We start from the raw sequence: 26,735 nt of genomic DNA, 5'->3' as shown, positions 1-26,735 counted from the left end.
GCTCCTGTGAGAGTCCACCGCGACCAGTGCGACTCCGGTTCAAAAAGGCTTCTTCGAGAAGAAGCCCGCTCTTTGGCTCTCAGGTCAGAACAGGTTGTCCTGGTCCGAGAACAAACTCATCACCGACTCGCCCTTGGCAATGCGCTGGATCGTCTCGGCGATCAGCGGTGCCACGGAGAGCTGGCGGATCTTTCCGCATGCGAGGGCCGCATCGGAAAGGGGAATGGTGTTGGTCACGACCACTTCATCGAGGGCCGAGCCCTTGGTGATGCGTTCGATGGCCGGGCCCGAGAAGATCGGGTGCGTGCAGTAGGCGTAGACGCTCTTGGCGCCGCGCTCTTTCAGCACCTCGGCCGCTTTGACCAGCGTGCCGGCCGTGTCGATCATGTCGTCCATGATCACGCAGTTGCGGCCGTCGATCTCGCCGATCACGTTCATGACTTCGCTGACGTTCGCCTTCGGGCGGCGCTTGTCGATGATGGCGAGGTCGCAGTTCAGTTGCTTGGCCAGCGCGCGGGCGCGGACCACGCCGCCAACGTCGGGCGAGACCACGATCAGGTCTTCGTAGTTCTTGGCGCGCAGGTCGCCCAGGAGGACGGGCGAGGCGTAGATGTTGTCGACGGGAATGTCGAAGAAGCCCTGGATCTGGTCGGCGTGCAGGTCCATCGTGAGCACGCGCTCGACGCCGACGGTTTCCAGCAGGTTGGCCACGACCTTGGCCGAGATCGGCACGCGGCTCGAACGCGGACGGCGGTCCTGGCGGGCATAGCCGAAGTAGGGAATCACGGCGCTGATCCGCTCGGCCGATGCGCGCTTGAGCGCGTCGACCATGATCAGCAGTTCCATCAGGTTTTCGTTGGTCGGAGCGCAGGTGGACTGCACCACGAACACATCGCGTGCGCGGACGTTCTGGTTGATTTCGACAGTGACTTCTCCATCGGAGAAGCGACCGACGCGTGCGGCGCCCAGCGAGGTGCCGAGGTTGTGCGCGATTTCTGCGGCGAGGCCAGGATTGGCATTGCCGGTGAAAACCATGAAATCAGGGTGATTAGCCTGCATGAGCGCGTCCCGGCAGTGCGAAATTGGCTTTGAGGAAGCCGCCAAAAGGTTTTGAGTCGTGGCGGCCCGTGGGCTGCCGATTATTGCAGCGGGTGTGCTGCAGAAGAAACACTGCGGCCATCAGGCCGCAGTTTTCAAAAAAGCACTGCGGGGCTTAGACCGCAGTTTCAATAGGTTTGGCAGGGGAGAAAGGATTCGAACCTTTGCATGCTGGAATCAAAATCCAGTGCCTTAACCAGCTTGGCGACTCCCCTACACGGGTCGACGGTTTGCACCATCAACCGATATATGTCGCGTCGGACCGAACAAACGATCCGACCATTTCAGGTTGCCCAACCTACGAGAGGATGAACAGCCAGATTGTTGCACTGACGAACCTGCCAGCCCGCGGGGGCTTCGACCAGTTCCGCTTCATGCGGCCCTTGCGGCAATTTTGCGAACACCGAACTTCCGGAGCCGGTCATCCGGGCCTTCAAACCTTGGGCGCCGAGCCATTCGATGGCATCGGTGACCGCGGGGCAAAGTCGCTGGGCAACCGGCTGCAGGTCGTTGTGGCCGAAGTCGAAAACCTTGTGACCGAAGTCTGCGAGGTTTTTGGCTTCAAGCTGTTCGCTATCTGCAGCAAAGCCCGAGATTATAGCAACAGGAGTTGAGCGTTCAAGATCATCCGCAGAAAAAATTAGACGGGTATCCAATCCTTCGGTCGGCTTGACCACGGCGAAGCGCTCCGACGGCAGAGTGACGGGCGTAATTTGCTCGCCGATGCCTTCGACCCACGCATGGCGTCCGCCAAGGAAGAACGGCACGTCGGCGCCCAGCTTCAGCCCGATCTGCGCGAGGCGTGACAAGGGCAGGTTCAGGTTCCACAGGCGGTTGAGCGCCAGCAGGCAGGTGGCCGCATCGGAAGACCCGCCGCCCATGCCCGCCTGCGCCGGCACATGCTTTGCGACGCCGATGTGCGCGCCCTGCCCGGGCGCGGCGTGGGCCTGCAGCGCACGGGCGGCACGCAGGACGAGGTCGTCGGCAGGCAGCTCGGTCGTGAGGTCTTCGCGGGTCAGCTGGCCGTCGCGCCGCAGCTCGAAGTGCAGCGTGTCGCACCAGTCGATCAGCATGAAGACCGACTGCAGCAGGTGGTAGCTGTCGTCGCGCCGGCCGGTGATGTGCAGGAACAGGTTGAGCTTGGCAGGTGCGGGAAGGTCGTAGAGGGCCTTCATGACCGCTCGAACACGATGCGCAGGTCCGCCCGGGGGCTCGGGGATTCTCGCGTGGCCTGCAGGCGCCCGTTTGCGAGCTGGCCCAGGTCAGGGCGCCAGCCGGGCACGCTTTCGTTGCGCCCTGCGAGCCAGCCGAACAACGCGCCGACCGGGATCGCCGCGCCGGTGGCGGCTTCGATCAGCGCGTCGAGGGAGTCGAAGTGGCGGGTGTCGCTGCCGTTCTTCAGCAGGGCCTCGCCCGGCGCCCAGTGCAACTGGGCCAGGGTGCTGCCGATCGGGGTCGTCAGCGTGAGGTCGCCGGCGTCGGGCGAGCCGCGCAGCTCGAAGAGTGCGGAAAAGGTCTGGACCGGTTCGCTGTCGATGCGAAGCGACATGCGGCCGCTCCAGCTGTCCGCGCCTCGCGGCGCAGAGGAGCCGCCCGTCAGCTGGGCGCAGCCTGCTACCAAAAGGAGAGCAGCTCCGCCCGCCGCCAGAAAGGCGCGGCGGCCGGCGTGCAGCTCAGGAGCGGCAACCCTCACGGTTTGACGCGCAGGCGCTTGAGCGTTTCCTGCAGGGTTTCGTTCTCGGCGTCGCTCAACAGCGCTTCCTTCCAGATCGTCACTGCGCGATCCTTCTGGCCGATGCTCCACAGCACTTCGCCGAAGTGCGCACCGATCTCGGGATCGGGCCTCGTCTTGTAGGCCGCCTCCAGGATGCGGATGGCCTCGGCCGTGTTGCCCAGCCGGAACTCGACCCAGCCCAGGCTGTCGGCGATGAAAGGGTCTTCAGGCGCCAGCTGCACCGCCTTCTGAATGAGCGTGCGGGCCTCGTCGAGCCGGATCTTGCGATCCGCGAACGAGTAGCCCAGGGCGTTGTAGGCGTTCTGGCTCTCGGGCTTGAGCTGGATCAGCCGGCGCAGCAGCCGCTCCATGTCGTCCAGGCGGTTCAGCTTCTCGGCCACCATCGCCTGGTCGTAGACCAGGTCGCCGTCGTCGGGCGTGGCAGTGGAAGCCTGCGCCAGCATGTCGTACGCGGCCTGGTATTGCTTGGCGTCACGCAGCAATTGCACCTCGGCGAGAAACTTCTGTTTCTTGTCTTCGGGCGTCCGCTCCGGCAGGGCGCGGATGACTTCGCGTGCCTGGGGCAGCTTGCCCTGGCGTGCCAGCAGGCCCGCGCGGCGGGTCTGCGCAATGGTGAGGTCCTCGGTGCTGTCGATGCGTGCGAGCCAGCGCTCCGCGCCCGCGAGGTCCTTGCGACGCTCCGCCAGCTGCGAGAGGGCGAGATAGGCCTGGGTCAGGCTGCGGCCGCGATCGGTCGCATCGGCGTCCTTGTCCTTGTCTTTGTTCTGGCTCGCCGACAGCTCGATGAAGCGCTTGAGCGATGTCTCCGCCGCGCCGTCCTGCTTGGCCTGCATCTGCAGGCTTCCGAGCAACAGCCAGGGCTCTGCCAGTTCGGGCCGCGACGTGGTGAGCGCCTGCAGCTGGGTCTGGGCATCGCCGTAGCGCCGGTTCTCGACCAGCACGCGCGCATAGGCGATGCGCAGTTCGGGCGTGGCCTTGGTGTTGCTGGCGAGGTAGCGCGTCACGATCGGCTCGGCCAGTGGCTGGCTGGAGTCGATGAGCTCGAGCGCCAGCGCAGGCGGCGCGTCGGAGGCCGGGTCGATTTCCTGCCCCTTGCGCGCGGCCTCCAGTGCACCGGAGTTGTCCCCGGCATTGAGGCGAAGCCGCCCCACGGTGGCCCAGGCCAGGCCGCCGGTGGTCGGGCTCTTGAGCTCGTCGACCAACGCCCGCTCGACCACCGAGGCGGCCAGCTTCTTGTCGGAGGCGCGCGAATAGTTGCGTGCAATCACCGCCATCAGCAATGGACGTTCGATCTGCGAAGTGGCGGCCACCTCGGCGCGCAGGGGCTCGACCGTTTCCCCGATGCGGTTCAGCGCGATCAGGATCTGCAGTTCGATGCGCCGTGCGTCGCGCGAAGTGGGCAGGGTCTCCTGCCAGGCGCGCGCGGCAGCCAGGGCTGCGTCGCCGGAGCGCGATTGCAGCGCGATCTCCACCGCCCGCTGGAACAACTTGCCGTCGCGCAGCCGCCGTGCCGAATTGAGCACCAGCGCGTAACCGGAGCCGGGATCGCCGGAGCGGGCGGTGATCTCGCCCATCAGGATTTCGTAGAACAGGTCGGCGGTCAGCGCCGACGGTTGCGCGGCGGGTTCGCTGGCGGGCTTCGGGGGCGTGACCCGGGGCCGGACAGCCGGCCGGGGCGGCGCGTTGCGCTCGATGATGGGCGCCGGGCTGTTGGGGGCGGCGGGATCCGAGGTTTGCGCGTGCACCGCGCAAGCCAGCAGCACGAGAGATGCGGCCGCCGCAAGGCGGTGTCGGCGGGGCGATGGAATCATCGAATCATGATAATCGAGGCTTTTGAACGAGCGTCGCGTGGGGCTTCGTCTTCGTCGGAGTTTTACTTTCATGCCTGAGCTACCCGAAGTCGAAGTCACCCGCCGCGGATTCGCCGATCGCATCGCCGGCGCGCGCATCGATGCCGTTCGCATCGGAAAACCTTTGCGCTGGGCGCTCATGGTGGTGCCCGAGGCACTGGTCGGGCGGCACGTGCGCGAGGTGAGGCGGCGCGGTAAATATTTGCTGATCGACCTGGACCGCGGCCTGCTGCTGCTGCACCTGGGCATGTCGGGCAGCCTGCGCTTCGATGCGTCGCTGCCGCCGCCCGGCACGCACGATCACTTCGACCTCGTCACCGACCGCGGGACTCTGCGCCTGAACGACCCGCGCCGATTCGGCGCCGTGGTCTATGTGGACGACGAGGCTGCCCCCTGGGCCATCAAGCTGCTCGGAGGCCTGGGCATGGAGCCGCTGGGCGACGCGTTCGACCTCGATGCCTTCCACGCGGGCCTTCGCAAGCGCAAGACCGCCGTCAAGCAGGTGCTCCTGGCGGGCGACGTGGTGGTGGGGGTGGGCAACATCTATGCGTCGGAGGCGCTCTTCCAGGCCGGCATTCGCCCGACGCTGTCGGCTGCGCGCATCAGCCGGCCGCGGGCGGCCAAGCTCCATGCGGCGGTCCGCGAAATTCTGGCCAGGGCGGTTGAGAAGGGCGGCAGCACGCTGCGCGACTTCTCCAACGTGGACGGCCAGAACGGCTATTTCCAGCTCGAAGCCACCGTTTACGGCCGGGCCGGCGAGCCGTGTCGGGTTTGCGCAACGCCGATCCGGCAACTGCGTCAGGGGCAGCGCTCCACTTATTTCTGTCCCAATTGTCAAAAGTAGCGAGGTCCGCCTGCGAATGAATGTCCCGGAAACAGGCGCTATCCATTTGGCGATGCTATATTTGTAAGCTCTTTTTTACATATTTCCCTTGAGCCGCTCTTTCAACCAACAACTCGATCAGCACGGTGCGTGGCGGAGCAATTTCGCCCATCGGCTGCAGTGGCTGTCCCGCTGGCTGACCGAGAACGAGCTGCTCGACCAGGCCGTGGCCGAGCGCCTGCGGGGCCTTGAATTGCAGATCCGCACCAGCAAGGTGATGGTCGCTTTCGTGGCCGAGTTCTCACGCGGCAAGTCGGAGCTGATCAACGCGATCTTCTTTGCCGACTACGGGCGCCGCATCATGCCGGCGAGCGCGGGGCGGACCACGATGTGTCCGACCGAGCTGGGCTACGACCCCGCCATCGCGCCCAAGCTGCGCCTGCTGCCGATCGAAACCCGCCTGGAGCCGCATTCGCTGACCCACTGGCGCGAGAAGTCGACGCGCTGGACCGAGATTCCGATCGAGGTCGGCAACGCCGAGCAGCTGGCCCAGGCCATGGGCAAGGTGGCCGAAGTCCGCTGGGTGAGCAAGGACGAGGCCCGCGCGCTGGGCTTCTGGAACCCCGAGACGCCCGACGACAACCCCGTGCAGGACGCCGAGGGCCGCGTCGAAATCCCGCGCTGGCGCCATGCCGTGCTCAACATGCCGCACCCCTTGCTGGAGCAGGGGCTGGTCATTCTCGACACGCCAGGCCTGAATGCGATCGGCGCCGAGCCCGAGCTGACGGTGAGCCTGATCCCGCAGGCGCACGCCGTGGTCTTCATCCTGGGCGCCGAGACCGGCGTGACGCGCTCGGACCTCTCGATCTGGCGCGAACACCTCATCACCGAGGACGAAGGCGGCGACACGCGTTTCGTCGTGCTCAACAAGATCGACACGATGTGGGACTCGCTGAGCACCCACGCGCAAATCGAACTGCAGATCGAGCGCCAGCGCGACAGCGCGGCCCGGTTGCTCGACGTGCCGCTCGCGCAAGTGCTTCCGGTGTCCGCGCAGAAGGGCCTGCAGGCCAAGATCCAGCGCGATCCGCGCCTGCTCGAAGCCAGCCGCCTGCCCGCGCTCGAATCCCTGCTCGGCGAAGGCGTGCTCGGCAAGCGCGAGACCATGCTGCGCCTGGCCGTCGATGCCGGCATGACCGCATTGCGCGCCGAAGCCGAGCGCATCCTGAAGGTGCGCCAGCGCGACCTGTCGGAGCAGGCGCTCGAACTGCAGGGGTTGCGCGGCAAGAACGTCTCGGTCATCCGCCACATGCGCTCGCGCATCGACCAGGAACACGCCGAGTTCGAGGGCAGCAACACCCGCATCCTGGCGCTGCGCTCGGTGCAGGGCAAGCTGCTGCGCGAGGTGTATGCCGTGCTGGGCCGCACCGCGCTCAAGGCCGACATGGTGCGCCTGTCGGCGGCGCTCAAGCGCCCCGGCATCAAGCTCAATGTGCGCAAGGTGTATGGCGAGACCTTCGATTCGCTGCGCAACAACCTGCGCGAAGTGCAGGCGACGACGGCCGAGATCCAGTCGATGCTGCACGCCACCTTCCGCCAACTGAATGCCGAGCAGGGCTTCACGCTGCAGGCACCGGCCGAGCCCGACCTCACGGGCTTCGAGCAGGAGTTGAGCCAGATCGAGCGGAGCCACATCCATTACCTGGGCGTGGGCAACCTGCTCAAGCTCGCGCAAGCCGATTTCTGCGATAAGCTGGTTCGCGCGCTGGCCAGCCGCCTGCGTCTGGTCAACGAAGCCGCGATGACCGAGGTCGAGCGCTGGAGCAAGGGCGCGAGCGCGCAGATCGATGCGCAGCTCAAGGAGCGCCGCCGCAATTTCAGCAAGCGCATCGAGGCGATCGAGCGCATCCAGAACGCGGCGGGCAACCTCGACGAACGGCTGCTCGAGCTGGCCGCGCAGGAGACCAACCTGGCCGAGTTGCATGCCCGCCTGCGTGAATTCACCTCGCTGATCACGCAGCAAGGCAAGCCGCAGGCTGCTGCTGCAGCCCCCGTCAGCGAGTTGCGTGCGGCCTGAGCGTTCCGCTTCCGCGTCGGCTGCCGGTTTGCAGATGCCGCCGGATTTCGCTGCGCAGATCGTCAGCTGGCAGCGAAGCCACGGCCGCAGCGAGCTGCCGTGGCAGAACACCCGCGACCCTTACCGCGTCTGGCTGTCGGAGGTGATGCTCCAGCAGACGCAGGTCACGACGGTGCTGGGCTACTTCGCGCGCTTTCTCGAACGCTTTCCCGATGTGAAGGCGCTGGCTGCGGGCACCGAGGACGAGGTCTTCGGGCTCTGGAGCGGCCTTGGCTACTACAGCCGCGCGCGCAACATGCACCGCTGCGCGCAGGAGGTGGTCGAGCGATTCGGCGGCGAGTTTCCGCGCACCGCCGCGGAGCTCGTGACCTTGCCGGGCATCGGCCGCTCCACAGCCGCGGCGATCGCGGCCTTCTGCTTCGGCGAGCGCGTGGCCATCCTCGACGGCAACGTGAAGCGCGTGCTGACGCGCGTGCTCGGCTTCGGCGGCGACATGTCTTCATCGGCGCAGGAGCGCGCGCTGTGGGACCTGGCGACGCAACTGCTTCCGCCCGCCGAAGAGCGCGAAGCGATTGCGAGCTACACGCAGGGGCTGATGGACCTCGGCGCCACCGTCTGCCTGCCGCGCAAGCCCAGCTGCATGATCTGCCCGGTCAACCAGACCTGCGTGGGCCTGCGAGAAGGAGCGCCGGAGCGTTATCCCGTCAAGACCCGCAAGCTCAAGCGCAGCGCGCAATCGCTCTGGGTGCTGCTGGCGCGCGATGCAGAGGGCCGCATCTGGCTGGAGAAGCGGCCGGCCAAGGGCATCTGGGCGGGGCTTCATTGCCTGCCGGTGTTCGACAGCCGCGACGACCTGCTCGCGGCTTTGCCATCGGCTGCACAACGCGGCGCGCACGACCTCCCGCCCTTCGTGCATGTGCTGACCCACAAGGACCTGCACCTGCACCCGGTGCTGCTGGAGGGCGTGCAACCGCAGGGCGATGCTGCGCGCTGGGTCGAGGCGCAAGAATGGGCTCGGCTGGGACTGCCCGCGCCGGTGCGCAAGCTGCTGGAGAGCCGAAGCTCAGCCTAGGCCCTAGCTGGCGTCGAGCTCGCGGTGCCGCTTGAGCGAACCCCAGCGGGCGCCGAACGTGTGCGCCAGCTGCTCGACCAAAAATACCGAGCGGTGCTGCCCGCCGGTGCAGCCGATGGCCACCGTGACGTAGCTGCGATGGTCGCGCGCCAGCGCATCGAGCCAATGCGACAGGAACTGCTCGATGTCGTCGTACATGCGCGCCACGTCTTCGTGCTCGCGCAGCCATTCGATCACCGGCGTGTCGCGGCCCGTGAGCGGGCGCAGCGCGGGCACATAGTGTGGGTTGGGCAGCATGCGCACGTCGAACACGTAGTCCGCGTCAAGCGGCACGCCGCGCTTGAAGGCGAACGATTCGAACACCAGCGTGAGCGCGCTTTGCGGCGCGGAAATCAGTGCCTTGATGTAGCTCTGCAGTTGCGCCGGGCGGATGAGGCTGGTGTCGATCACGTCGGCGCCGTCGCGCAGGTCGGCCAGCAACTCGCGCTCCAGTTCGATGGCCTGCACCAGCACGCGGTGCTGCTCGGGCACGTCGGTGCGGCCTTCCTGGCGCGAGAGCGGGTGGCGGCGGCGGGTTTCCGAATAGCGGCGCAGCAGCGCGTCGGTGGTCGCATCGAGGAACAGCGATCGCAGCGACACGCCGTCGCGGCGCAGCGCCTCGAGCTGCTGCGGCACGATCGGCAGCGACACGCCGCTGCGCACGTCCATCGCGATCGCCACGCGCGTGGCCTGCTGCTCGTGCTGCAAGGCGATGAACGAAGTCAGCAGCTCGGGCGGCAGGTTGTCGACGCAGTAGTAGCCGGCGTCTTCCAGCGCGTGCAGCGCCACGGACTTGCCCGAGCCCGACATGCCGGTGATGAGCACCAGGTCCAGGTTCATGGTGCCCCCAGCCGCTTCACTGACGTGTAAGCGTCGCCCCCCAAGGGGGCGTTCGCTTGCTTGGGGCGGCCCGGGGCTGCGCTCATGGCGTGGCCGCCGAAGTCTTGTGGCCGAGCATCTCGCGGGCATGCGCGAGCGAGGTCTGCGAGACCTTCTCGCCGCCGAGCATGCGGGCGATTTCGTTGGCGCGGTTGTCGTCGTCGAGCCGCGACACGCCGCTCTCGGTGCGCGGGCCGTCCTTGCCGGCGCCCGCCGTCTGGTGCTTGGCCACGACGAGGTGATGGTCGGCGCAGGCGGCCACCTGCGGCAGGTGGGTCACGGCGAGCACCTGGCGGTCGCGGCCGAGTTGCTTCATGAGGCGGCCGACGGTCTCGGCGACCGCGCCGCCGACGCCGGCATCGACCTCGTCGAAGATCAGCGTCTGGGCGGTGCCGAGCTGGCTGGTCGTGACGGCAATCGCCAGCGCGATGCGCGAGAGCTCGCCCCCCGAGGCCACCTTGCCGATCGCGCGCGGCGTGCTGCCGGTGTGGCCGGCCACGAGGAAGGCGATGTCTTCCAGGCCCGCGCGGCCGGGCTGCGCCAGCGGCTGCAGTTCGACCTCGAAGCGCCCGCCCTGCATGCCCAGGCCCTGCATGGCCTGCGTGACGGCCTGGGCCAGGCGCGGGGCCGCCTGCTTGCGGGCCTTGCCGAGCGCCTTGGCTTCTTTCAGGTAGGCCTGCTGCGCGTTCTGCTCTGCGCGCTCCAGGCCTTCGAGATCGCTTTGCGCATCGAGCGCCTGCAGCTCGGCCTGCCAGCCGGCCAGCAGCGCGGGCAGTTCGCCGGGCGTGCGCTTGTAGCGGCGCGCGAGCGACATCCACAGGCCCATCCGCTCGTCCAGCTCGGCCAGGCTTTGCGGATCGGCCTCCGCGTCGCGCAGGTAGCCGTGCAGGGTATGGGCGGCATCGGATGCCTGCGCAACGCAGGAGGCCAGCACCTCGCCGAGCGAGCGGAATTCGGGCTCGATGTGTTCGCAGTTCTGCAGCAGCGTGGCCGCGCGCGTGAGTGCGGAGAGGGCGCCGTTGTCGTCGTCCTCGAGCGCCTGGCTCGCGCCCTGTGCCGCGTCGATCAGCGCCTGGGCGTTGGAGATGCGCGAATGGTTGGTCGACAGCTCTTCCCACTCGTCGGCGCCGGGTGCGAGCTTGGCGACCTCGGAAATCTGCCACTGCAGCCGCTCGCGTTCGCGCTGCAGGGAGTCTTGCGCCGAGCGTGCGTGTTCCAGGGCGGAGAGGGCCTGCCGCCAGCCTTGCCAGGCGGCGTCGAGCGCATCGGTGCGCACGCCCGCGTAGGCATCGAGCAGGCCGCGCACGGCCTCGGGGCGCGTGAGGCTCTGCCAGGCGTGCTGGCCATGGATGTCGAGCAGGCGGTCGCCCAGGTCGCGCAGCTGCGTGGCGGTGGCCGGGCTGCCGTTGATCCAGCCGCGGCTGCGGCCCTGCAGATCGACGGTGCGGCGCAGCAGCAGCGCGTCGCCGGCTTCGAAGCCGCCTTCGTCGAGCCAGCTGTCCAGCGCCGGGTCGGCGTCGAATTCGGCGCTCACGTCCAGGCGCTCGGCGCCTTCGCGCACCGCGCCGGCATCGGCCCGGTTGCCCAGCGCCAGTTGCAGCGCGTCGATCAAGATGGATTTGCCCGCGCCGGTTTCACCGGTCAACACCGTGAAGCCGCCGGACAGGTCCAGTTCGAGTGATCGCACGATCACGAAGTCGCGCAGTGCGATGCGTCGCAGCGCCATGTCAGGAGCCCCCTTCGTTCCAATGAAGTTTCTTGCGCAGCGTGTCGAAATAACTCCAGCCCCTGGGGTGCAGAAAACGCACCCGGAAGTCGGAGCGGCGCACCACCACGCGATCGCCGATCGCAAGCGAGGCCAGCGACTGCATGTCGAAATTGGCGCTGGCGTCGCGCCCGCCGACCAGCTCGATCACGATCTCGTCGGCATCGGGCAGCAGCACCGGGCGGTTGGAGAGCGTGTGCGGCGCGATCGGCACCAGCACCCATCCGGGCACGGCCGGATGGAGCAAAGGCCCGCCGGCCGACAGCGCATAGGCGGTCGATCCGGTGGGCGTCGCGATGATCAGGCCGTCGGCGCGCTGGTTGGCCACGAAATGCCGGCCGACCGAGACCCGCAGCTCGACCATGCCCGAGGTTGCGCCGCGGTTGACGACCACGTCGTTCATGGCGAGAGCGTCGAACACCGAGACGCCGTCGCGCATGACCTGCGCATGCATCAGGCTGCGGTGGTCTTCCTCGTATTCGCCGGCCAGCATGGGAATCAGCGTGGCTTGGTAGTTGTCCAGCGGGATGTCGGTGATGAAGCCCAGGCGCCCGCGGTTGATGCCGATCAGCGGGATGCCGTAGCTGGCAAGCTGCCGGCCGATGCCCAGCATGGTGCCGTCGCCGCCGACCACCAGGCCGAGGTCGCAGCGCTGGCCGATTTCCTCGACCGAGAGGGCCTCGTAGCGCGCATGGGCGGGGGCGCCGGCGTCTTCGTCCTCGCAGGTCGAGCGCTCGACGAAGACCTTGCAACCCTGCGATTCCAGGAAGGTGCCGATGGTCTCCATGACGCCATCGCGCGCATCGGCCTGCGCCCTGGCGCCGGAAGCCTGGTATTTGCCGATCAGGGCGACGTGACGGAAGCGGGAGGTCATATCTCACAAATTACAACACTAAAATCTTTCAATGCTGGACGACCGTGCCAAGTTGCTGCTCAAGACGCTCGTCGAGCGCTACATCGCCGACGGGCAACCCGTCGGGTCACGCACGCTGTCGCGTTCTTCGGGGCTGGATCTGTCGCCCGCGACCATCCGCAACGTCATGTCGGACCTCGAGGCGCTGGGGCTGATCGCCAGCCCGCACACCTCCGCCGGCCGCATCCCGACCCATCGCGGCTATCGCCTGTTCGTCGACACCATGCTGACCGCCCAGCGCGAGCAGATGAGCACGCCCAGCCTGGCGCCCGATCAGCCGCAGAAGGTGATCGCCAACGCGGCGAACATCCTGTCGAACCTCTCCCAGTTCGTCGGCGTCGTGATGGCGCCTCGCCGCGCTTCGGTGTTCAAGCAGATCGAGTTCCTCCGGCTGTCCGAGAACCGGCTGCTGGTGATCATCGTCTCGCCCGACGGCGACGTGCAGAACCGGGTGATCTTTCCGGAGGCCGACTATTCCCAGTCGCAGTTGGTCGAGGCCTCCAACTACATCAACGCGAACTACGCGGGCCTCACGATCGAGCAGGTGCGCGATCGTCTCCAGTCCGAGGTCGAGAAGCTGCGGGGCGAAATTGCCGCGCTGATGCAGGCGGCGGTCCAGGTGAGTTCCGAGGTGCTGACCGAGGCGCAGGAAGACGATGTCGTGATCTCCGGAGAGCGCAATCTGCTCGCAGTGACCGACTTCTCCAGCGACATGGGCCAGCTGCGCCGCGCCTTCGAGCTCTTCGAGCAGAAGGCGCAGCTGATGCGATTGCTCGATGTTTCGAGCAAGGCCGAGGGCGTGCGCATCTTCATCGGCGGCGAAAGCCAGGTGGTGCCGTTCGAGGAGCTCTCCATCGTCAGCGCCAACTATGAAGTGGACGGGCAGGTCGTGGGCACGCTGGGCGTGATCGGGCCGACGCGCATGCCCTACGAGCGCATGATCCAGATCGTCGACATCACGTCGCGGCTGGTCAGCAATGCGCTGAGTCATCGCAAGTAGACCGCTGCGGCGAATAGAATCACGCCCCAGTGGGCCGTTAGCTCAGTTGGTTAGAGCAGCGGACTCATAATCCGTTGGTCGATGGTTCAAGCCCATCACGGCCTACCACAAATTTGATTGGTGATTGGTGATTGGTGATCGCAGGACCGCCGCCCTTACAGGGAATGTGCACCATCTTCGTGTTCGCGGCGCGTTTGACCATGTCGCCGGACATCTGCTCCAGCAACCCGCCGCCTGTGGAGTCGAAAGAAAGCACGTCGGGCTTTGCGCGCTGGTGCGATCAATTCGACCACGGACAAGCGTCTCGTACGGGCCGACTAGCGTGATGAACACTATGCCCCTTGCACCGGCGGCAACGCGCGGAGGCCCGGAGGTCGCACTGATGCGCCACGGGACAGCACATGCAGGCAGACCACCATGTTGAACACGCAGCATCCGGCAACTACGCCTTCTGCACGTTCGCTCCATTCGGTGCTATCGGGCCAGAACAACGACCTGGCATAGCATCGGTAGGTCGCCCCTTAGAGCGCGACGAGCGCATAGGCCGCGCGCTCGAATGAGACTAGCCGCTTCGGTCCCTTTGGTTCAGGAAGCCGCGGTCGCGATCAAATGTGCGAGTTGGTCCGGTTCGGAGAAAAACGGCGAATGGCCGGTTGCCAGTGTGATCACAGTCGCACCAGGGACATCGGCTTGCATCTGTCTTTGCTGAGCAATCGGGATTGCCTTGTCCAAGGTGCATTCAATGAACATCCGCGGTATGGATCCGAACCGGGCGGCGGTTGACGCCGCGACTGCGGTGTAGGGAATATTCGAGTTGATCGGGATGACGTTGGCCGCCGCAATTGCGACATCGCGATCGGAGCAATCCGCGTAGAAGGCGGCTTTGACCAATCGGGATTGAGCGGCATCCAGAACAACGCCCTTGTTGTCGGATGAAGCCGATAGCAACTGAAACAACTCGACCGCCACCGGATCGGTCGCGTACGCGGTGGAGAAGATGTAGCTGTTCGCGGATTTGCCGCGTGGGGTCATGAACGCTGTGAGGTAGATCAGCTTTCGGATCTTGTCTGGGTAGAGTTCGGCCAGATAGGTGAGCGCTACCCCACCCATGCTGTGGCCAAGCAGGACGACGGGCGATGTCGCAGCCTGAAGGATGGCGCTTACCGGTGCAACGTAATCGGCCATATCCGTGACCTGATCGTAGGTTGCCGCACTGTATCCATGCGACTTGAGATCCGGCGAGACGACGGGATAGCCCATTTGCGCGAGCAGGTTGACGACCTTCAGGAAGCATCCACCCCAATGCCAAGCGCCATGCACCATGACGATGGTCGGTTTGTCCATCGTGGGATGTATCGCGGCATCTTCGGATCCGTTATCGCTGGCCGCGAAAACGCCACTCGCCACGCCGTCGGTGACCATACGCACGGACTTTCTTTTGTTCATCGGTACTCCTGACGGATCTGGATCAGGGCCGATTCACGGCCGCGAGATTGCCTCGTTCGAATCGAGGGTCAACCGCGGCCACTTCGAAGGCAAGAAGCCATTCGCCTGATTCAGCGACCGGCTGACCAAGCAGAAGTGGAGCGTTTGATATCTCATACCTAAGTATGATAAATCGCTGCGGATATGCCCTCAGGGGCGGCGCAATCTGCGGCAGATCCACCCAGCCGTCAGGCTCACAAAGCGGGCGGGTCAGTGTTCAATGGAAATCCCGGGTCAGAGATCGGCGCAGTCCAACTGATTGAGTTCTTCGTTGGCCGCTTGCCACTTAGATCGCACGTTCCAGTCACCAACTACCAACGCCGCTAGAAAAACAACCGAAGGAAAAGATGCCCACTTCGCCCGATTCGCGCGCAATCGCGAAGCTTGCCTGGGAAGCCGCCGAATCGCGGTCTATGCCGACGAGCCCGAGTCGGATGGCGCACCTGCAAGGAAGCGATGGCCGACGCTGCCGCGGATGATCGTGGAGCTCGACCCGGGGCCGCGCGAGGAAGCTTCGCCTCAGGCGAAGAAGCCGAAGAGTTCGGAGTTCGGTTTCGGATTCCGGACGAACCTCAGCTGAGGCTCCACATAAGAGGTCGCCGGTCAGACGAATGCGCGAGATCCTCGTTGCCGCGCTTTCCGCAAAATGCCAGCATGAGCGTCGCATTGTCGGCAGCCCAGTCCGCTTTCATTGCCAAGCTGAACAGGCATCCAGCACCAGGTGTCTGCCAGCCCGATCAGCCAAGAGAGAGCAGGCGCAGGCGAGGTCAACGCCCGGATACGCCCGTGATTCGCTCTCCGGCTTGTTAGTTTTCCAAGAAGCGGATCACGCTCGTGAAGAACGAATCGGGCTCCTCAGTCCAAGGCAAGTGGCCGCTGTTCTCGAATACGACGATCTGGGAGCCGGCAATGCCATCGTGAATCGCTTCAGCCTGAACCGGCGAGCAGATAAAGTCGTGTCGCCCCACCAACACCAGGGTGCGCGCGCGAATTTCGCCCAGCTTTTCTCGCACGAGAAAGTGCCCGTCGGACTCCGATGTCGCCTTCATCGCCGCGACCGATATCCGGGCGTTGCGCACATACCGCTGAGCCGCTTTGCATTGTTCGCTCTCGGGATCGAAGAAGTAAAGCGGCAGAACGCGATAGAGCAATTCGCTCAAGTCCTGATCCGAGTCGAGTTTCCTCGGGCCGGCGAAGATGCGCGCTGCCTCGGCCCATCGCGCATCACGGGCTAGCGCTGGCAGCGTTCGTTGCACGTCTTCGGCGGGCTCTGCAATGCCCAGTTGCGCATCCAACAGGATGAGGTGCGAAACGTGCTGAGGGTATTTCAGGACGTAGTTCATCGCGATGAAGCCACCATGAGAGTGCCCCATCAACGCAAAACGTTCCAACTTGAGATGCCGGCGCAATGCATCGAGGTCGTCGATGAAGGAGCCGACATTCATTTCCTTCGGATCGGACGGTGAATCGGATCCTCCGCTGCCCTGAGGATCGTGATGGATCACGGTGAAGCTGCGTGCCAGCTGCGCCAAGCCATCTTCATAGAGGCCATACCCGACGCCCCATCCAGGCGCCTGAACCATCAGAACGGGGCCACTGCCCGCCACCTTGTAGCGAAGCTTGCGACCATGGATATCGAGGGTGTTTTCGCCTTGAGAGATTGGCATTCGTCTGTTCTTTTTAGAGTGTGTAGTGATCTTGCGAGGCTGCTGCTACAACAGAGATTCGGGCATAAGCGGCGACATCAACCAGTAGTAGAGCTTCTGCGTCAAGCTGGCTTCCGGCTCGGATGAATAGTCAACTTCCTTTTGGCCGTCGCGGGTCGACCATCGCAGCGTTACGCCGTCCTCGGCAAACCGCACCCTGTACGAGTTCTGAAGCTTGCTCACATTGAAGATGCGCAGCAGTTCTCGCGCGAGCTCCGGGCTATCGACCACCACTCCCATCTCCGTGTTCTGGGTTGCCGACCGAGGGTCGAGATTCATGGAGCCAAGGTAGATGCGGGTGCCATCGATGGCGAGCGTCTTGGCATGCAGCCGGCCGAGCGACTTACCGAAATCGTCGAACCGCATGTCGGCAGTTGTTCGCTTCGGGCTCAATTCATACAACTCCACGCCGCTTCTTAGCAAGCGCTCGCGGTATCGCGCATAGCCCGTGTGCACCAAGGGCTCGTCATTGGCGGCCAGTGAGTTTGTCATCAGCGTCACCTTGACGTTTCGGTCCGTCATGGCCCGGATGGCCATGACACCACGGTCCCCAGGCACGAGGTAAGGAGAAGAGAGGTCGATCTCGCGCTTGGCGTCGCGCATCATTTCCCAGACGGTCATCGTCACGCTGGTGGCAATAGCCTCTTGCGCGGTCATGGTGGCGGGCTTGCTCGGCGGATCGGCAATGGCGACCGCATGGCCCCAAAGCAAGCCGAGTCGGCCTTCGTCCAATTCCTCCTTGATCGGTCCGTAGCCCAGGATGTCCGACGTCGGGAACATGAGCTTCGGAAGTGGCCTGGCCCTTCTCACCGCGACATCGAAGTCGGCTTCGACCACGGGACGATCGCCCTTGGCGCTGACGATGGCCGCAACAGGCCACACCTGGATGCTGTTCCAGTAGGCGTAGAAGATTGTCTCCAGCTGCGGAACTACCTTGCCCACAATCAGCACATCCATATCGATGAAGTTCTGCGTTTCGCTCAAGACGAAGTACTCGTTGGCAATATTGCGCCCTCCGACGATCGCCATCACACCATCCGCGATGAACAGCTTGTTGTGCATGCGGTGGTTCAGTCGAGCCACGTCGAGCGGCGAGGCTGCGAAACGCGTCAGGAACCCGTCACGCCCGCAGCAGAACGGATTGAAGAGACGCACCGAGATGTTGGGCGTTTTCGAAAGCGCCAGCAGCAGTTGCTGGCTGTTCACGGTGTAGAGATCGTCCACCAGCACACGAACCTGCACGCCACGCAACGCGGCTTCGCGCACCGTTTGCAGCAGGAGGCGGCCCACCTCGTCGTTCTCGATCTGGTAGTACTGGAGAACGAGCGAGCGCTGTGCTCGCTGCGCCAGTTGAATGCGTGCGTCGAATGAATACACCCCTAAAGGCATCAATCGGAAGCCAGAATGCTCACCAGGCGGCGTGGAGGCTTGTGCAACCTTGGCAAGCACGGTCGTCGGGTCTGCCGCACCTACTTTTTCTGGTGCCCTTGCTCGTTGCTCCGGCAAGGAGCCGCAAGCTCCTAGCGTCGCCACGAGGATGCATGCGAGCAGGATGCGCGTGAAAGCAAAAAGGTTCATGGTTTCTACAGAAACAAGCGAACAAGAAAATCTGCCAGCAGCGTCGTCCAATATCGCTCGTCATCTCTCGCGATCAGCCCCAAGACATCGAGCAGCGAAAAGAGCACGTTGATCTCGCTTGACCCAAGTCGAGCCTCGTGGCCCGCGACCGCTCCCGGGGCGGCATGCTGTCGCCGGTCGAGCCCGAGCTAGTGAGATAGCGATTCTTGGATGTCGCCTTCTAGGCCTTGGCGAATGCCAGCAGATCGGCGTTGACTTCGTCCTTGCGGGTCGTGCACATGCCGTGGGGCGCGCCTTTGTAGACGTTCAGCATGGCGCCTTTCACGAGCTTGGCCGATATCAATGCGGAGTCGGCGATCGGCACGATCTGGTCGTCGTCTCCGTGCAGGATCAGCGTGGGTACGTCGATCTTCTTCAGGTCTTCGCTGAGGTCGGTTTCCGAGAATGCCTTCACGCAGAAGTACGACGCCGGCATGCCCGCCGCCATGCCCTGCAACCAGAACGATTCGCGTACGCCTTCGGACACCTTGGCGCCGACGCGGTTGTAGCCGTAGAAAGGCAGGCTCAGGTCCTTCCAGAACTGCGAACGGTCGGCCAGGACGTTGGCGCGGATCTGGTCGAAGGCCTCGATGGGCGTGCCGCCGGGGTTGGACGCTGTCTTGACCATCAGCGGCGGCACGGCGCCGATGAGCACCGCCTTGGCGACGCGCGCGGTGCCGTGTCGGCCGATGTATCGCGCGACTTCGCCGCCGCCGGTCGAATGGCCGACATGAATCGCATCCTTCAGGTCGAGCGCCTGCATCAATTCCGACAGATCGTCGGCGTAGGTGTCCATGTCGTTGCCCTGCCAGGGCTGGCTGGACCGGCCATGTCCCCGGCGGTCGTGAGCGATGCAGCGGAAGCCGTTCGACGCGAGAAAGAACATCTGGTCTTCGAAGGCTTGGGACGACAGGGGCCATCCATGGCTGAAGACGATGGGCTGGCCGCTGCCCCAGTCCTTGTAGTGAATCTCGGTGCCGTCTTGGGTGATGAGGGTTGCCATGATGTTTTCTTGATTGAGCGGAGGTACGATTGCCGGTGTCGGGCGGCTTCGGAATCAGGGCATGAGCAGCAGCTTGCCGGTGGTCGCGCGGCTCGCCATGTCGGCGTGGGCCTTGGCGGCGTCGGCCAGCGGATAGATGCCGCCGACATGAACTTTCAGCTTGCCTTCCCCGATCCATTCGAACAGTCGCGCCGAGCGCGCGCGCAAGAGATCCGGCGTATGGATGTGATCGAAGAACACCGCGTAGCCCAGCTTGATGCTCTTGGGCAGACTCATGATGTCGATCGCACCGGGCCCGCCGAGCACCGGGCCATACCAGCAAAAGGTTCCTGAGCGACGAAGCACGTCCAGCGACCCTTGGAATGTGCTGGGGCCGGAGCCGTCGAACACGACGTGCACGCCTTCGCCGCCGGTCAGCTGTCTCGCTTTCTCGACGAACTTGCCTTCGGTGTCGACGATCACGTGATCCGCGCCGGCCGCCCTGGCCGCCGCCTCTTTGTCGGCCGACGAGACGCGGCCGATGACCTGCCCACCGCGGAGCTTGATGATCTGGGTCAGCAGCAATCCGAGGCCGCCGGCGGCCGCATGGACAAATGCGATGTCACCCGGCTGGACAGGATAAAAATCGGTGGCGAAATGGCTGGCGGTCAGGCCTTGCATCATCACCGAGGCGGCGGTCTTGTCGTCGATGCCATCGGGAATGGACACCAGCGAATCAGCTGGGATGGCGATCTTCTGCGCATAGCTGCCGGGCGCGTAGACCCAGGCCACGCGTTGACCGACCGCGACGCCGGCCACACCCTCGCCCACGGCCAGCACGCGGCCGACGCCTTCGACGCCCAGGATCTTCGGGTTGGGCATTTCAGTCCATGCCATGCCCTGGCGCACGCCGATGTCCATGAAATTGACGCCGGCAACGGCGATCTGCACCAGCACCATCCCGAGGGCGGGTACCGGGTCCGGCTGATCCACATAAGCCAAAACGCCGACATCGCCGGTTTGATTCATCACTACTGCTTTCACTGCTGTTCCTTATTCATATTGAAACGAAACCGCCGATATCGCACTCGCCATCTGCCACGCCGCGTTCGCCGGCCACCGTGGTGGAGCGGGCGAACATCTCGGTCTTCGTGCCCACGGCTCCGGCGAATCCGGCTGGCTTGCTCATTGGATTTCCCGTCTTCGGTTTTGGAGACATGGGCACTCTACGAACCCGTGGCCAGCGTTTCCATCACCTCTTTGTATGGGTCCGATTCATACGAAGGAATAGCGCCGAGCTGCTGCGCGGGGGCACGGGAAGCCTTCGCATAGGACGTTGCTCCGGAGTCCAGCATCGTGGTCACGGCCCGACCTGCTGCCCTCTGCCAATGAACCGCGGAGAAGAAAGCGCTCTGAAGCCGACGCCAAGGAGTCACTCGATCGCTCACGGAGTTGGGTGTGCTTGTCGTCACAGCTGGCGCAGTGCTGGAAGTTTTGCACCGGGGACCACCGGCTATCCGTGATGCCCGCTTCCTCGAAAAGTACCGGTGCCTTGGAGGGAAGTGATCAACGCACCTACGCTTGAGATGCTCAGCGCATCTACAGACATCAGGTCTTCATGATTTCAAGAAGTCACTCGACCGCCGAAGCTCGCGTGGCGAGGAAGCAAACACACCAGGGCCGCAGTGTTTTCTGAAAAGCAGTTTGCTTGTCTCGACCCTATACGAACAGCTGATTGAGTCCGTTGATCGGTACCGGTCTACTAGTACCCGACATCAACCGCAAGATGGAAAAACGGTCTGATATCGAATCGTTTCGCGTGCAAGGCCGAGTGCTCGGCATGAAGTCATCTTGCGCTCGCATTGCAACATCTACTGGAGCCATTTCGTGAACCGACAACCTATCCATACCGACCTTGCCCCTGCAGCCATCGGCAACTACAGCCAAGCCATCCGCTGCGGCAGTACCGTGTATTTATCCGGCCAATTGCCGATCGATCCGAAGACTCAGAAGGCCAACACCGCCAGCGTCGAAGACGAGATCCGACAGGTGTTCTCCAACTTGCGCGCGGTAGCAAAGGCCGGCGGCGGCGACCTGGCTCATGTGGTCAAACTCAATCTCTACCTGATCGACTTGGACGATTCGCCCAAGGTCAACAAGATCATGGCCGAATACTTTGCGCGGCCTTATCCAGCGCGCGCTGCAGTCGGTATCGCCAGCCTGCCGCATGGTTGCCGGATCGAGGCAGAGGCCATCATGGTGCTCGACTGAACCAGCAATCCGTACAGCGCGACCCTGCCATAAGGGCGTATGGAGAGCGCGCCAATCATCCCGCTGCCGTGACGCGGCAGCCACCGTACCCAAGGAAGAAATTCATGCACAAGACTGTCGCGGAACAGCTGGTTGATACTTTGGTCGCCGCCGGCGTCAAGCGCATTTATGGTCTGGTGGGCGATAGTCTCAACGGCCTGACCGATGTGATCCGACGCCGTGGCGACATCGAGTGGGTGCATGTGCGCCACGAGGAAGTGGCCGCCTTTGCTGCCGGCGCCGAAGCCCACCTCACGGGTTCGCTGGCCGTATGCGCCGGCAGTTGCGGACCTGGCAACCTGCACCTGATCAACGGATTGTTCGACGCGCATCGGTCGCGTGTACCGGTGCTGGCGATTGCCGCGCAGATCCCTTCGGCGGAAATCGGTTCAGGTTACTTCCAGGAGACCCATCCGCAGTCCTACTTCAGCGAATGCAGCCACTACTGCGAGCTGGTCTCGAGCAGTGCACAAATGCCGCGAACGCTGCAAATGGCCATCCGTGAAGCCGTCGGCAAGCGCGGCGTCTCGGTGGTGGTGATCCCAGGAGATGTTGCGATGCGGCCTGCCGAAGCCGCGCCCTGCGCAGAAATCGGAAGCTTGCTACCTGCTGCACCTGTCGTGATGCCAACATTCGAACTGCTGCGTCAGCTGGCCGACCTGCTCAACAATGGCCAGCGCATCACTCTGCTCTGCGGTGCGGGCTGCGCTGGAGCCCGCGAGCAGATCGTCGCACTGGCAGAACGGCTGCAGTCACCAGTGGTGCACGCGCTGCGCGGCAAGGAACATGTCGGCTGGGGCAATCCCTTTGACGTTGGCATGACCGGTCTCATCGGTGTGTCGTCCGGCTATTACGCAATGCGCGATTGCGACGTGCTGCTGATGCTGGGCACCGACTTCCCCTATCGACAGTTCTACCCGCAAGGCGACAGCGTGCGTATTGCTCAAGTGGACATCCGCGTCGAGAACATCGGTCGCCGCGCCCATGTCGAGTTGGGCGTCGTCGGCGATGTGCGCGCCACCTTGGATGCACTGTTGCCACTGCTGGACTCGAACCCCAACGGCGATCATCTGGCGCGCGCAACAGAGCACTACGCTCGCAACGAGCGCGCGCTGGATGCGTCGGCCGCGATAACGCCCAGCACCCGCCGCATCCACCCGCAGCAGATCGTGAAAACCCTCAGTGACCTCGCTGCGGAAGATGCCGTGTTCAGTTGCGACGTGGGCCTGCCAACAGTCTGGGCGGCCCGACACCTGCGCATGAACGGCAAGAGGCGGTTAATGGGCTCGTTCGTGCATGGATCGATGGCCAACGCCATGGCCCAGGCCATCGGTGCTCAGGCGACCTTCCGCCAGCGGCAAATCATCTCGCTCTCCGGTGACGGAGGCTTCACCATGCTGATGGGTGACTTCCTCACCCTGGCTCAACTCAAGCTGCCGGTGAAAGTGGTCGTGTTCAACAACGGTGTGCTTGGTTTCGTGGAGTTGGAACAGAAAGCCACCGGAATCCTCAGTACCGGCACCGACCTGCACAACCCGAACTTCGCCGCCATGGCCGAAGCGATCGGCATCCGCGGGATTCGCCTGGAGCGTCCTGAACAAATTCAAGATGGCATTGCTGAAGCACTCGCCTGCGACGGTCCCGTCCTGGTCGACGCGGTCGTCAGTCGAAGCGAGCTGGCGATGCCGCCCGCCATTTCCGCGGAGATGGCGAAGGGGTTTTCGCTCTACCTGCTGCAGGCGGTGATCAACGGGCGCTCAGATGAGGTCGTGGAGCTGGCCTCGAGCAATTTGTGGCGGTAGTGCGATATCAACGTATTCGTGAGCGTCTGCGTCTAGGCCATCGAGTTGGTTGAAGTCAAGAAGTCAGGAGAGAACAACATGACCGAATTCTGGAAGATGTCGGCGACCCAGGTTGCCGGGCTCGTCCGCGCACGCGAAGTGTCGGCGCGCGAAGTTGCTGAAGACACGTTGCAACGCCTTGATGCCGTCAACCCACAGATCAACGCGATTGTCGAAAGTCGGCCTGACCATGTGCGTCTGCAGGCCGAACGCATCGACAGGATGCTCGCGCAAGGCCAGGACCCGGGTCCCCTGGCAGGCGTCCCCGTCACAGTGAAGATCAACGCGGACGAAGCGGGATTCGTTACCAGCAACGGCAGCCGCCTTCAGCGCGACCTCCTCGCAGAGCGCAACAGCCCCGCTGTGGACAACCTGCTGCGTGCCGGCGCCCTGCTCGTGGGCCGGAGCAACTCGCCCACGTTTGCGCTGCGCTGGTTCACGAGCAATCTGCTCCATGGCAAGACCATCAACCCTCGAGACCGGCGTTTGACACCGGGTGGTTCTTCCGGTGGGGGAGCCGCAGGCGTTGCTGCAGGCATCGGCCACATTGCGCTTGGCAGTGACATCGGAGGATCGCTGCGCTATCCCGCCTATGCCTGCGGCATCCAGGGCCTGCGTCCCAGCTTTGGGCGCGTGCCTGCGTACAACCAGTCCTCACCGGAACGCGGCATTGGCCCGCAACTGATGTCCAGTACGGGGCCGATGGCGCGTAGCGTTCAGGATCTGCGTCTTGCATTGGCTGCCATGTCGATGCCGGATCCTCGAGATCCCTGGCACGCCCCTTTGCCGCTGATCGGCAAGCCAATGCCCAAACGCGCTGCGCTTTGTCTGCGTCCGGACGGTATCGAGATTGCGGCCGAGGTTGAGGCAGCGCTCAGGGATTCGGCGAGTCGCCTGGAGAGTGCTGGATGGACGGTCGTGGAAGTGGCTGACACACCATCGCTGGAAGAACTTGCAGAGATCCAGCAGCAGCTATGGCTCGGAGACGGCTTCGCCAAGCTGGAGGATGCTGTCAGGCGCGACGGTGATCCGGGCGCTTGGGCCGTGGTCGAGGGCGTGCGTTCCGCAGTTGAAACGATGCCCCGGGATGTTGTGGCAAACGCCCTGTTGCGTCGCGCAACGGCAGCTCGAATCTGGAACCTCTTTTTCGAGGACTATGCAGTGCTGCTGCTGCCGGTGTCGACCGAGCTTCCGTTTGCAGACGATTTGGACCTGCAGGGGGACTGCGGCTTCCAACGTGTATGGAATGCACAACTGCCGATGCGCGCTTTTCCCGCTATCGGCCTGCCTGGGCTGGCGGTCACCACGGGCTTTGTGAACGGTACGCCGGTCGGCGTGCAATTGGTCGCAGCTCGATTTCGCGAGGATCTTTGCCTCGACGCCGGTGCGGACATCGAGGCACGAGGTCAGCCGATTGCTGCGGTGAGTCCCGTTCCGGCCGACGTCCTGGTACGTCGTTGAAAGCACGCGGGTAAATCGAAGTCGGCGGCCGGCAGGCCTCTGTCGACGACAAGGGGTGCCGCCTCGGTTCGTTGTTGCCCGTGCTAACCGCGTGCCGTCGAGCATTCGGTGTGATCCCGTGCATATAAAAGCCTGCGGAAGGCAGCCTCGTGGCTGTCGCGGCGCACAGGTGGGTGGGGTAGTAGATATGGATTCGGCAGGTGTGTGTATCCGGCGATTGCCGGATACACGATCGACCCTACCTGCGCACGGACTTGAAAGCAGACCTCATCTCTTCGGCAAAGAGTTGCGGTTGTTCCCACGCTGCAAAGTGGCCACCGCGATCGACTTCGTTGAAGTAGTAAAGCGACGGATAAGCGCGCTGTGCCCACGACTTAGGAGCCCTGTAGATCTCACCCGGAAAAACCGTGATCGCCACCGGGACAGTGATTTCGGTTGTTCGCTGGGCGGCAGAGCTGAAGTTGTTGTTGTTGTTTTCCCAATAGAACCTCGACGACGAACTGGCCGTGTTCGTGAGCCAGTAGAGCGAGATGTCGTCGAGGATCTTCTCCCTGCCCAGCACTGCCTCAGCATTGCCGGAAGGATATGTCCACTCGGTGATCTTCTCGTACATGAAGGCGGCAAGCCCTGCAGGCGAATCGTTGAGGCCGTACCCGACTGTCTGTGGCCGTGTGACCATCATGGCGCCGTATGCGGCGTTGCGAGCGAAGAACTTGCTCAGTGTCAGATACGCCGTCCGCTCAGCGTCGGGCAAGCCAGCCGGCGGCTCCTCGCCCGCGTGAATGCCCTTGACGAGCTCGGGCGGCACCGTAGCCGGCATGTTCAGATGAATAGCCAGAAGACCCTTTGGCTTTTGACGGGCCATTGCGTCCGAGATCACAGAGCCATGGTCGCCACCTTGGGCCACGTATTGGGTGTAGTTCAGGCGATGCATCAACACGTCCCATGCCCGGGCCACACGGTCAGGACCCCACCCGAGGTCTTTCGGCTTGCCGGAAAAACCATGCCCAGGAATGGCCGGTATCACGACATCGAAGGCATCTTCAGGACGCCCGCCAAACGCAGTGGGATCCGTCAGAGGGCCGATCGCGTCGATGAATTCCAGGGGAGACCCTGGCCATCCATGCGTAAGGATGATTGGCAAGGCGTTCGGATGACGTGACCGCACGTGAATGAACTGAATCTCGACACCGTCGATCGTTGTGACGAACTGGGGCAGGGCGTTGAGTTTTGCCTCAACCTTGCGCCAGTCGTAGTCAGTACCCCAATGCTTCGCCAGCAACTGGAGCTTGGCCAACTGGACGCCCTGGGACGAGTCGTCCACGGTTTCCTTGTCTGGCCATCGCGTTGCCTGTACCCGGACTTTCAGATCCTTCAGCGCCTTGTCCGAGACATGGATCTTGAATGGGCGGATCGCTTCGGATGACGGCGCGGCCTGGCTCGCCTTTTGATCGCCGGCCGAAACCCCGGCGTCGGCCTGGCCCGCTGATGCGAGGCCTGACGCAATCAGGAGGCTGGCCGCGCAGATGGCGGAAGTGATCCGAGCTTTCGGATGCTGCGGAGCATTGCGATAGTTGTTCACGGGAAGAATCTCCATTGATAAGTGAGCTGGAAACGGCCCTCAGGCCAGGATGACGAAAATGGATAGCGAGATGCCAGTGACGTAGGTCAGCGTTGCGCCGACAGCCCGCAGAGCATTCGGCCGTGACAACGACGAGCAGGTGATCAGTCCAACGGCAAGGAGGACGCGCGCTGCTGTGGCGACTGCGATAAGGCCCAGAGCCAGACGCCCAGGCTGGTGAGCGCCGACGACCGGAAATAGCCCGGCCAGGAACGGGACATATTCGGCCGTGTTGCCATGCGCCCGGATGAGGCGGCTTATGCGCGCGCCACGTCGATCACGGCTTTTGCGAAGGCCTGCGGTGCTTCCTGCGGCAGGTTGTGGCCGATGCCGCCGCTGACCAGCCGGTGCTCGTAGCGCCCCGAGAACTTCTTCGCGTAGGCGCTGGGTTCGGGGTGTGGCGCGCCGTTGGCGTCGCCTTCGAGCGTGATGGTCGGCACGCCGATCACCGGCGCCTTGGC

22 protein-coding genes, 2 tRNA genes and 1 pseudogene are annotated in these 26,735 nt (G+C 64.0%); 8 read left to right on the top strand and 17 right to left on the bottom strand.

Annotation, left to right across the window (positions count from 1 at the left end; translation table 11 throughout):
• Positions 1-84: 84 nt before the first annotated feature.
• From RT97_RS31370 to RT97_RS31350, 5 genes are all read right to left on the bottom strand, one after another.
• Entirely contained in the window at positions 85-1,059 is a 975-nt protein-coding gene (locus tag RT97_RS31370) for a ribose-phosphate pyrophosphokinase (protein ID WP_042582779.1), read from the bottom strand.
• Between the two features lie 177 nt (positions 1,060-1,236).
• A tRNA-Gln gene (locus RT97_RS31365) sits at positions 1,237-1,313 on the bottom strand.
• Positions 1,314-1,382: 69 nt separating this feature from the next.
• The gene (ispE, locus tag RT97_RS31360) at positions 1,383-2,273 is read right to left on the bottom strand and encodes a 4-(cytidine 5'-diphospho)-2-C-methyl-D-erythritol kinase (RefSeq protein ID WP_042582778.1); all 891 of its coding nucleotides are present in this window, start codon (positions 2,271-2,273) and stop codon (positions 1,383-1,385) included.
• On the bottom strand, positions 2,270-2,647 hold the full coding sequence (locus RT97_RS31355) for a lipoprotein insertase outer membrane protein LolB (protein WP_253278361.1): 378 nt from the start codon (positions 2,645-2,647) through the stop codon (positions 2,270-2,272). The genes ispE and RT97_RS31355 overlap by 4 nt, the downstream gene beginning before the upstream one ends.
• A gap of 140 nt (positions 2,648-2,787) precedes the next feature.
• Positions 2,788-4,644 (bottom strand): tetratricopeptide repeat protein, encoded by a 1,857-nt coding sequence (locus RT97_RS31350; protein WP_042582776.1) that lies wholly within the window; start codon positions 4,642-4,644, stop codon positions 2,788-2,790.
• A gap of 70 nt (positions 4,645-4,714) precedes the next feature.
• On the opposite strand from RT97_RS31350, the gene mutM reads away from it, so the two are divergent.
• The 3 genes from mutM (at position 4,715) to mutY (ending at position 8,655) form a co-directional block, all read left to right on the top strand.
• Complete coding sequence (mutM, locus tag RT97_RS31345) at positions 4,715-5,527, top strand: bifunctional DNA-formamidopyrimidine glycosylase/DNA-(apurinic or apyrimidinic site) lyase (protein ID WP_042582775.1); 813 nt, start codon at positions 4,715-4,717, stop codon at positions 5,525-5,527.
• A gap of 88 nt (positions 5,528-5,615) precedes the next feature.
• Positions 5,616-7,583 (top strand): dynamin family protein, encoded by a 1,968-nt coding sequence (locus RT97_RS31340; protein ID WP_042582774.1) that lies wholly within the window; start codon positions 5,616-5,618, stop codon positions 7,581-7,583.
• A gap of 34 nt (positions 7,584-7,617) precedes the next feature.
• Entirely contained in the window at positions 7,618-8,655 is a 1,038-nt protein-coding gene (gene mutY / locus RT97_RS31335) for an A/G-specific adenine glycosylase (protein ID WP_042582773.1), read from the top strand.
• A gap of 3 nt (positions 8,656-8,658) precedes the next feature.
• Here mutY and rapZ read toward each other — a convergent pair whose 3' ends face one another.
• The 3 genes from rapZ to RT97_RS31320 form a co-directional block, all read right to left on the bottom strand.
• Positions 8,659-9,534: an RNase adapter RapZ gene (gene rapZ / locus RT97_RS31330; RefSeq protein ID WP_042582772.1), complete on the bottom strand. Its 876-nt coding sequence runs from the start codon at positions 9,532-9,534 to the stop codon at positions 8,659-8,661.
• A gap of 82 nt (positions 9,535-9,616) precedes the next feature.
• Entirely contained in the window at positions 9,617-11,299 is a 1,683-nt protein-coding gene (gene recN / locus RT97_RS31325) for a DNA repair protein RecN (RefSeq protein ID WP_042582771.1), read from the bottom strand.
• Position 11,300: 1 nt separating this feature from the next.
• A complete protein-coding gene (locus tag RT97_RS31320) occupies positions 11,301-12,212 on the bottom strand; it encodes an NAD kinase (RefSeq protein WP_042582770.1) in 912 nt (303 codons plus the stop codon).
• A gap of 31 nt (positions 12,213-12,243) precedes the next feature.
• On the opposite strand from RT97_RS31320, the gene hrcA reads away from it, so the two are divergent.
• Both hrcA and RT97_RS31310 read left to right on the top strand, forming a co-directional pair.
• Entirely contained in the window at positions 12,244-13,251 is a 1,008-nt protein-coding gene (gene hrcA, locus RT97_RS31315) for a heat-inducible transcriptional repressor HrcA (RefSeq protein ID WP_042582769.1), read from the top strand.
• Positions 13,252-13,282: 31 nt separating this feature from the next.
• Positions 13,283-13,359, top strand: a tRNA-Ile gene (locus RT97_RS31310).
• A 477-nt stretch (positions 13,360-13,836) separates the two neighbouring features.
• On the opposite strand, the gene RT97_RS31305 is transcribed toward RT97_RS31310, so the two are convergent.
• The 6 genes from RT97_RS31305 to RT97_RS33580 all read right to left on the bottom strand — a co-directional run bounded on the left by RT97_RS31305 (position 13,837) and on the right by RT97_RS33580 (position 20,230).
• Positions 13,837-14,697 (bottom strand): alpha/beta fold hydrolase, encoded by an 861-nt coding sequence (locus RT97_RS31305; RefSeq protein ID WP_080898506.1) that lies wholly within the window; start codon positions 14,695-14,697, stop codon positions 13,837-13,839.
• Between the two features lie 845 nt (positions 14,698-15,542).
• On the bottom strand, positions 15,543-16,403 hold the full coding sequence (locus tag RT97_RS31300) for an alpha/beta fold hydrolase (protein WP_042582768.1): 861 nt from the start codon (positions 16,401-16,403) through the stop codon (positions 15,543-15,545).
• Positions 16,404-16,448: 45 nt separating this feature from the next.
• Positions 16,449-18,020 (bottom strand): phospholipase D family protein, encoded by a 1,572-nt coding sequence (locus RT97_RS31295; RefSeq protein WP_042582767.1) that lies wholly within the window; start codon positions 18,018-18,020, stop codon positions 16,449-16,451.
• Between the two features lie 220 nt (positions 18,021-18,240).
• Positions 18,241-19,062, bottom strand: coding sequence for an alpha/beta fold hydrolase (locus RT97_RS31290; RefSeq protein WP_042582766.1), 822 nt, complete (start codon positions 19,060-19,062; stop codon positions 18,241-18,243).
• Positions 19,063-19,116: 54 nt separating this feature from the next.
• Positions 19,117-20,070, bottom strand: coding sequence for a quinone oxidoreductase family protein (locus tag RT97_RS31285; protein ID WP_253278360.1), 954 nt, complete (start codon positions 20,068-20,070; stop codon positions 19,117-19,119).
• A gap of 28 nt (positions 20,071-20,098) precedes the next feature.
• Positions 20,099-20,230, bottom strand: coding sequence for a hypothetical protein (locus RT97_RS33580; protein WP_367379271.1), 132 nt, complete (start codon positions 20,228-20,230; stop codon positions 20,099-20,101).
• A gap of 698 nt (positions 20,231-20,928) precedes the next feature.
• Here RT97_RS33580 and RT97_RS31280 point away from each other — a divergent pair.
• The 3 genes from RT97_RS31280 to RT97_RS31270 all read left to right on the top strand — a co-directional run bounded on the left by RT97_RS31280 (position 20,929) and on the right by RT97_RS31270 (position 24,653).
• The gene (locus tag RT97_RS31280) at positions 20,929-21,312 is read left to right on the top strand and encodes a Rid family detoxifying hydrolase (RefSeq protein WP_042582839.1); all 384 of its coding nucleotides are present in this window, start codon (positions 20,929-20,931) and stop codon (positions 21,310-21,312) included.
• A gap of 104 nt (positions 21,313-21,416) precedes the next feature.
• Positions 21,417-23,153, top strand: a complete 1,737-nt coding sequence (poxB, locus tag RT97_RS31275) for a ubiquinone-dependent pyruvate dehydrogenase (RefSeq protein ID WP_042582764.1) — start codon at positions 21,417-21,419, stop codon at positions 23,151-23,153.
• Between the two features lie 78 nt (positions 23,154-23,231).
• The gene (locus RT97_RS31270) at positions 23,232-24,653 is read left to right on the top strand and encodes an amidase family protein (protein WP_042582763.1); all 1,422 of its coding nucleotides are present in this window, start codon (positions 23,232-23,234) and stop codon (positions 24,651-24,653) included.
• Positions 24,654-24,891: 238 nt separating this feature from the next.
• On the opposite strand, the gene RT97_RS31265 is transcribed toward RT97_RS31270, so the two are convergent.
• The 3 genes and pseudogenes from RT97_RS31265 to RT97_RS33985 form a co-directional block, all read right to left on the bottom strand.
• Entirely contained in the window at positions 24,892-26,250 is a 1,359-nt protein-coding gene (locus RT97_RS31265; RefSeq protein ID WP_080898505.1) for an epoxide hydrolase family protein, read from the bottom strand.
• 24 nt (positions 26,251-26,274) lie between these two features.
• The gene (locus tag RT97_RS34175) at positions 26,275-26,523 is read right to left on the bottom strand and encodes an MAPEG family protein (protein WP_367379270.1); all 249 of its coding nucleotides are present in this window, start codon (positions 26,521-26,523) and stop codon (positions 26,275-26,277) included.
• Positions 26,524-26,531: 8 nt separating this feature from the next.
• Positions 26,532-26,735, bottom strand: a pseudogene (locus RT97_RS33985) (alpha/beta hydrolase); the annotation flags it as partial.

The organism is Variovorax paradoxus (genome assembly GCF_000834655.1).
In the GTDB taxonomy this organism is placed as follows: domain Bacteria; phylum Pseudomonadota; class Gammaproteobacteria; order Burkholderiales; family Burkholderiaceae_C; genus Variovorax; species Variovorax paradoxus_F.
The sequence above is the reverse complement of the archived record's forward strand: the minus strand, read 5'-3'. Positions and strand labels throughout refer to the sequence as shown.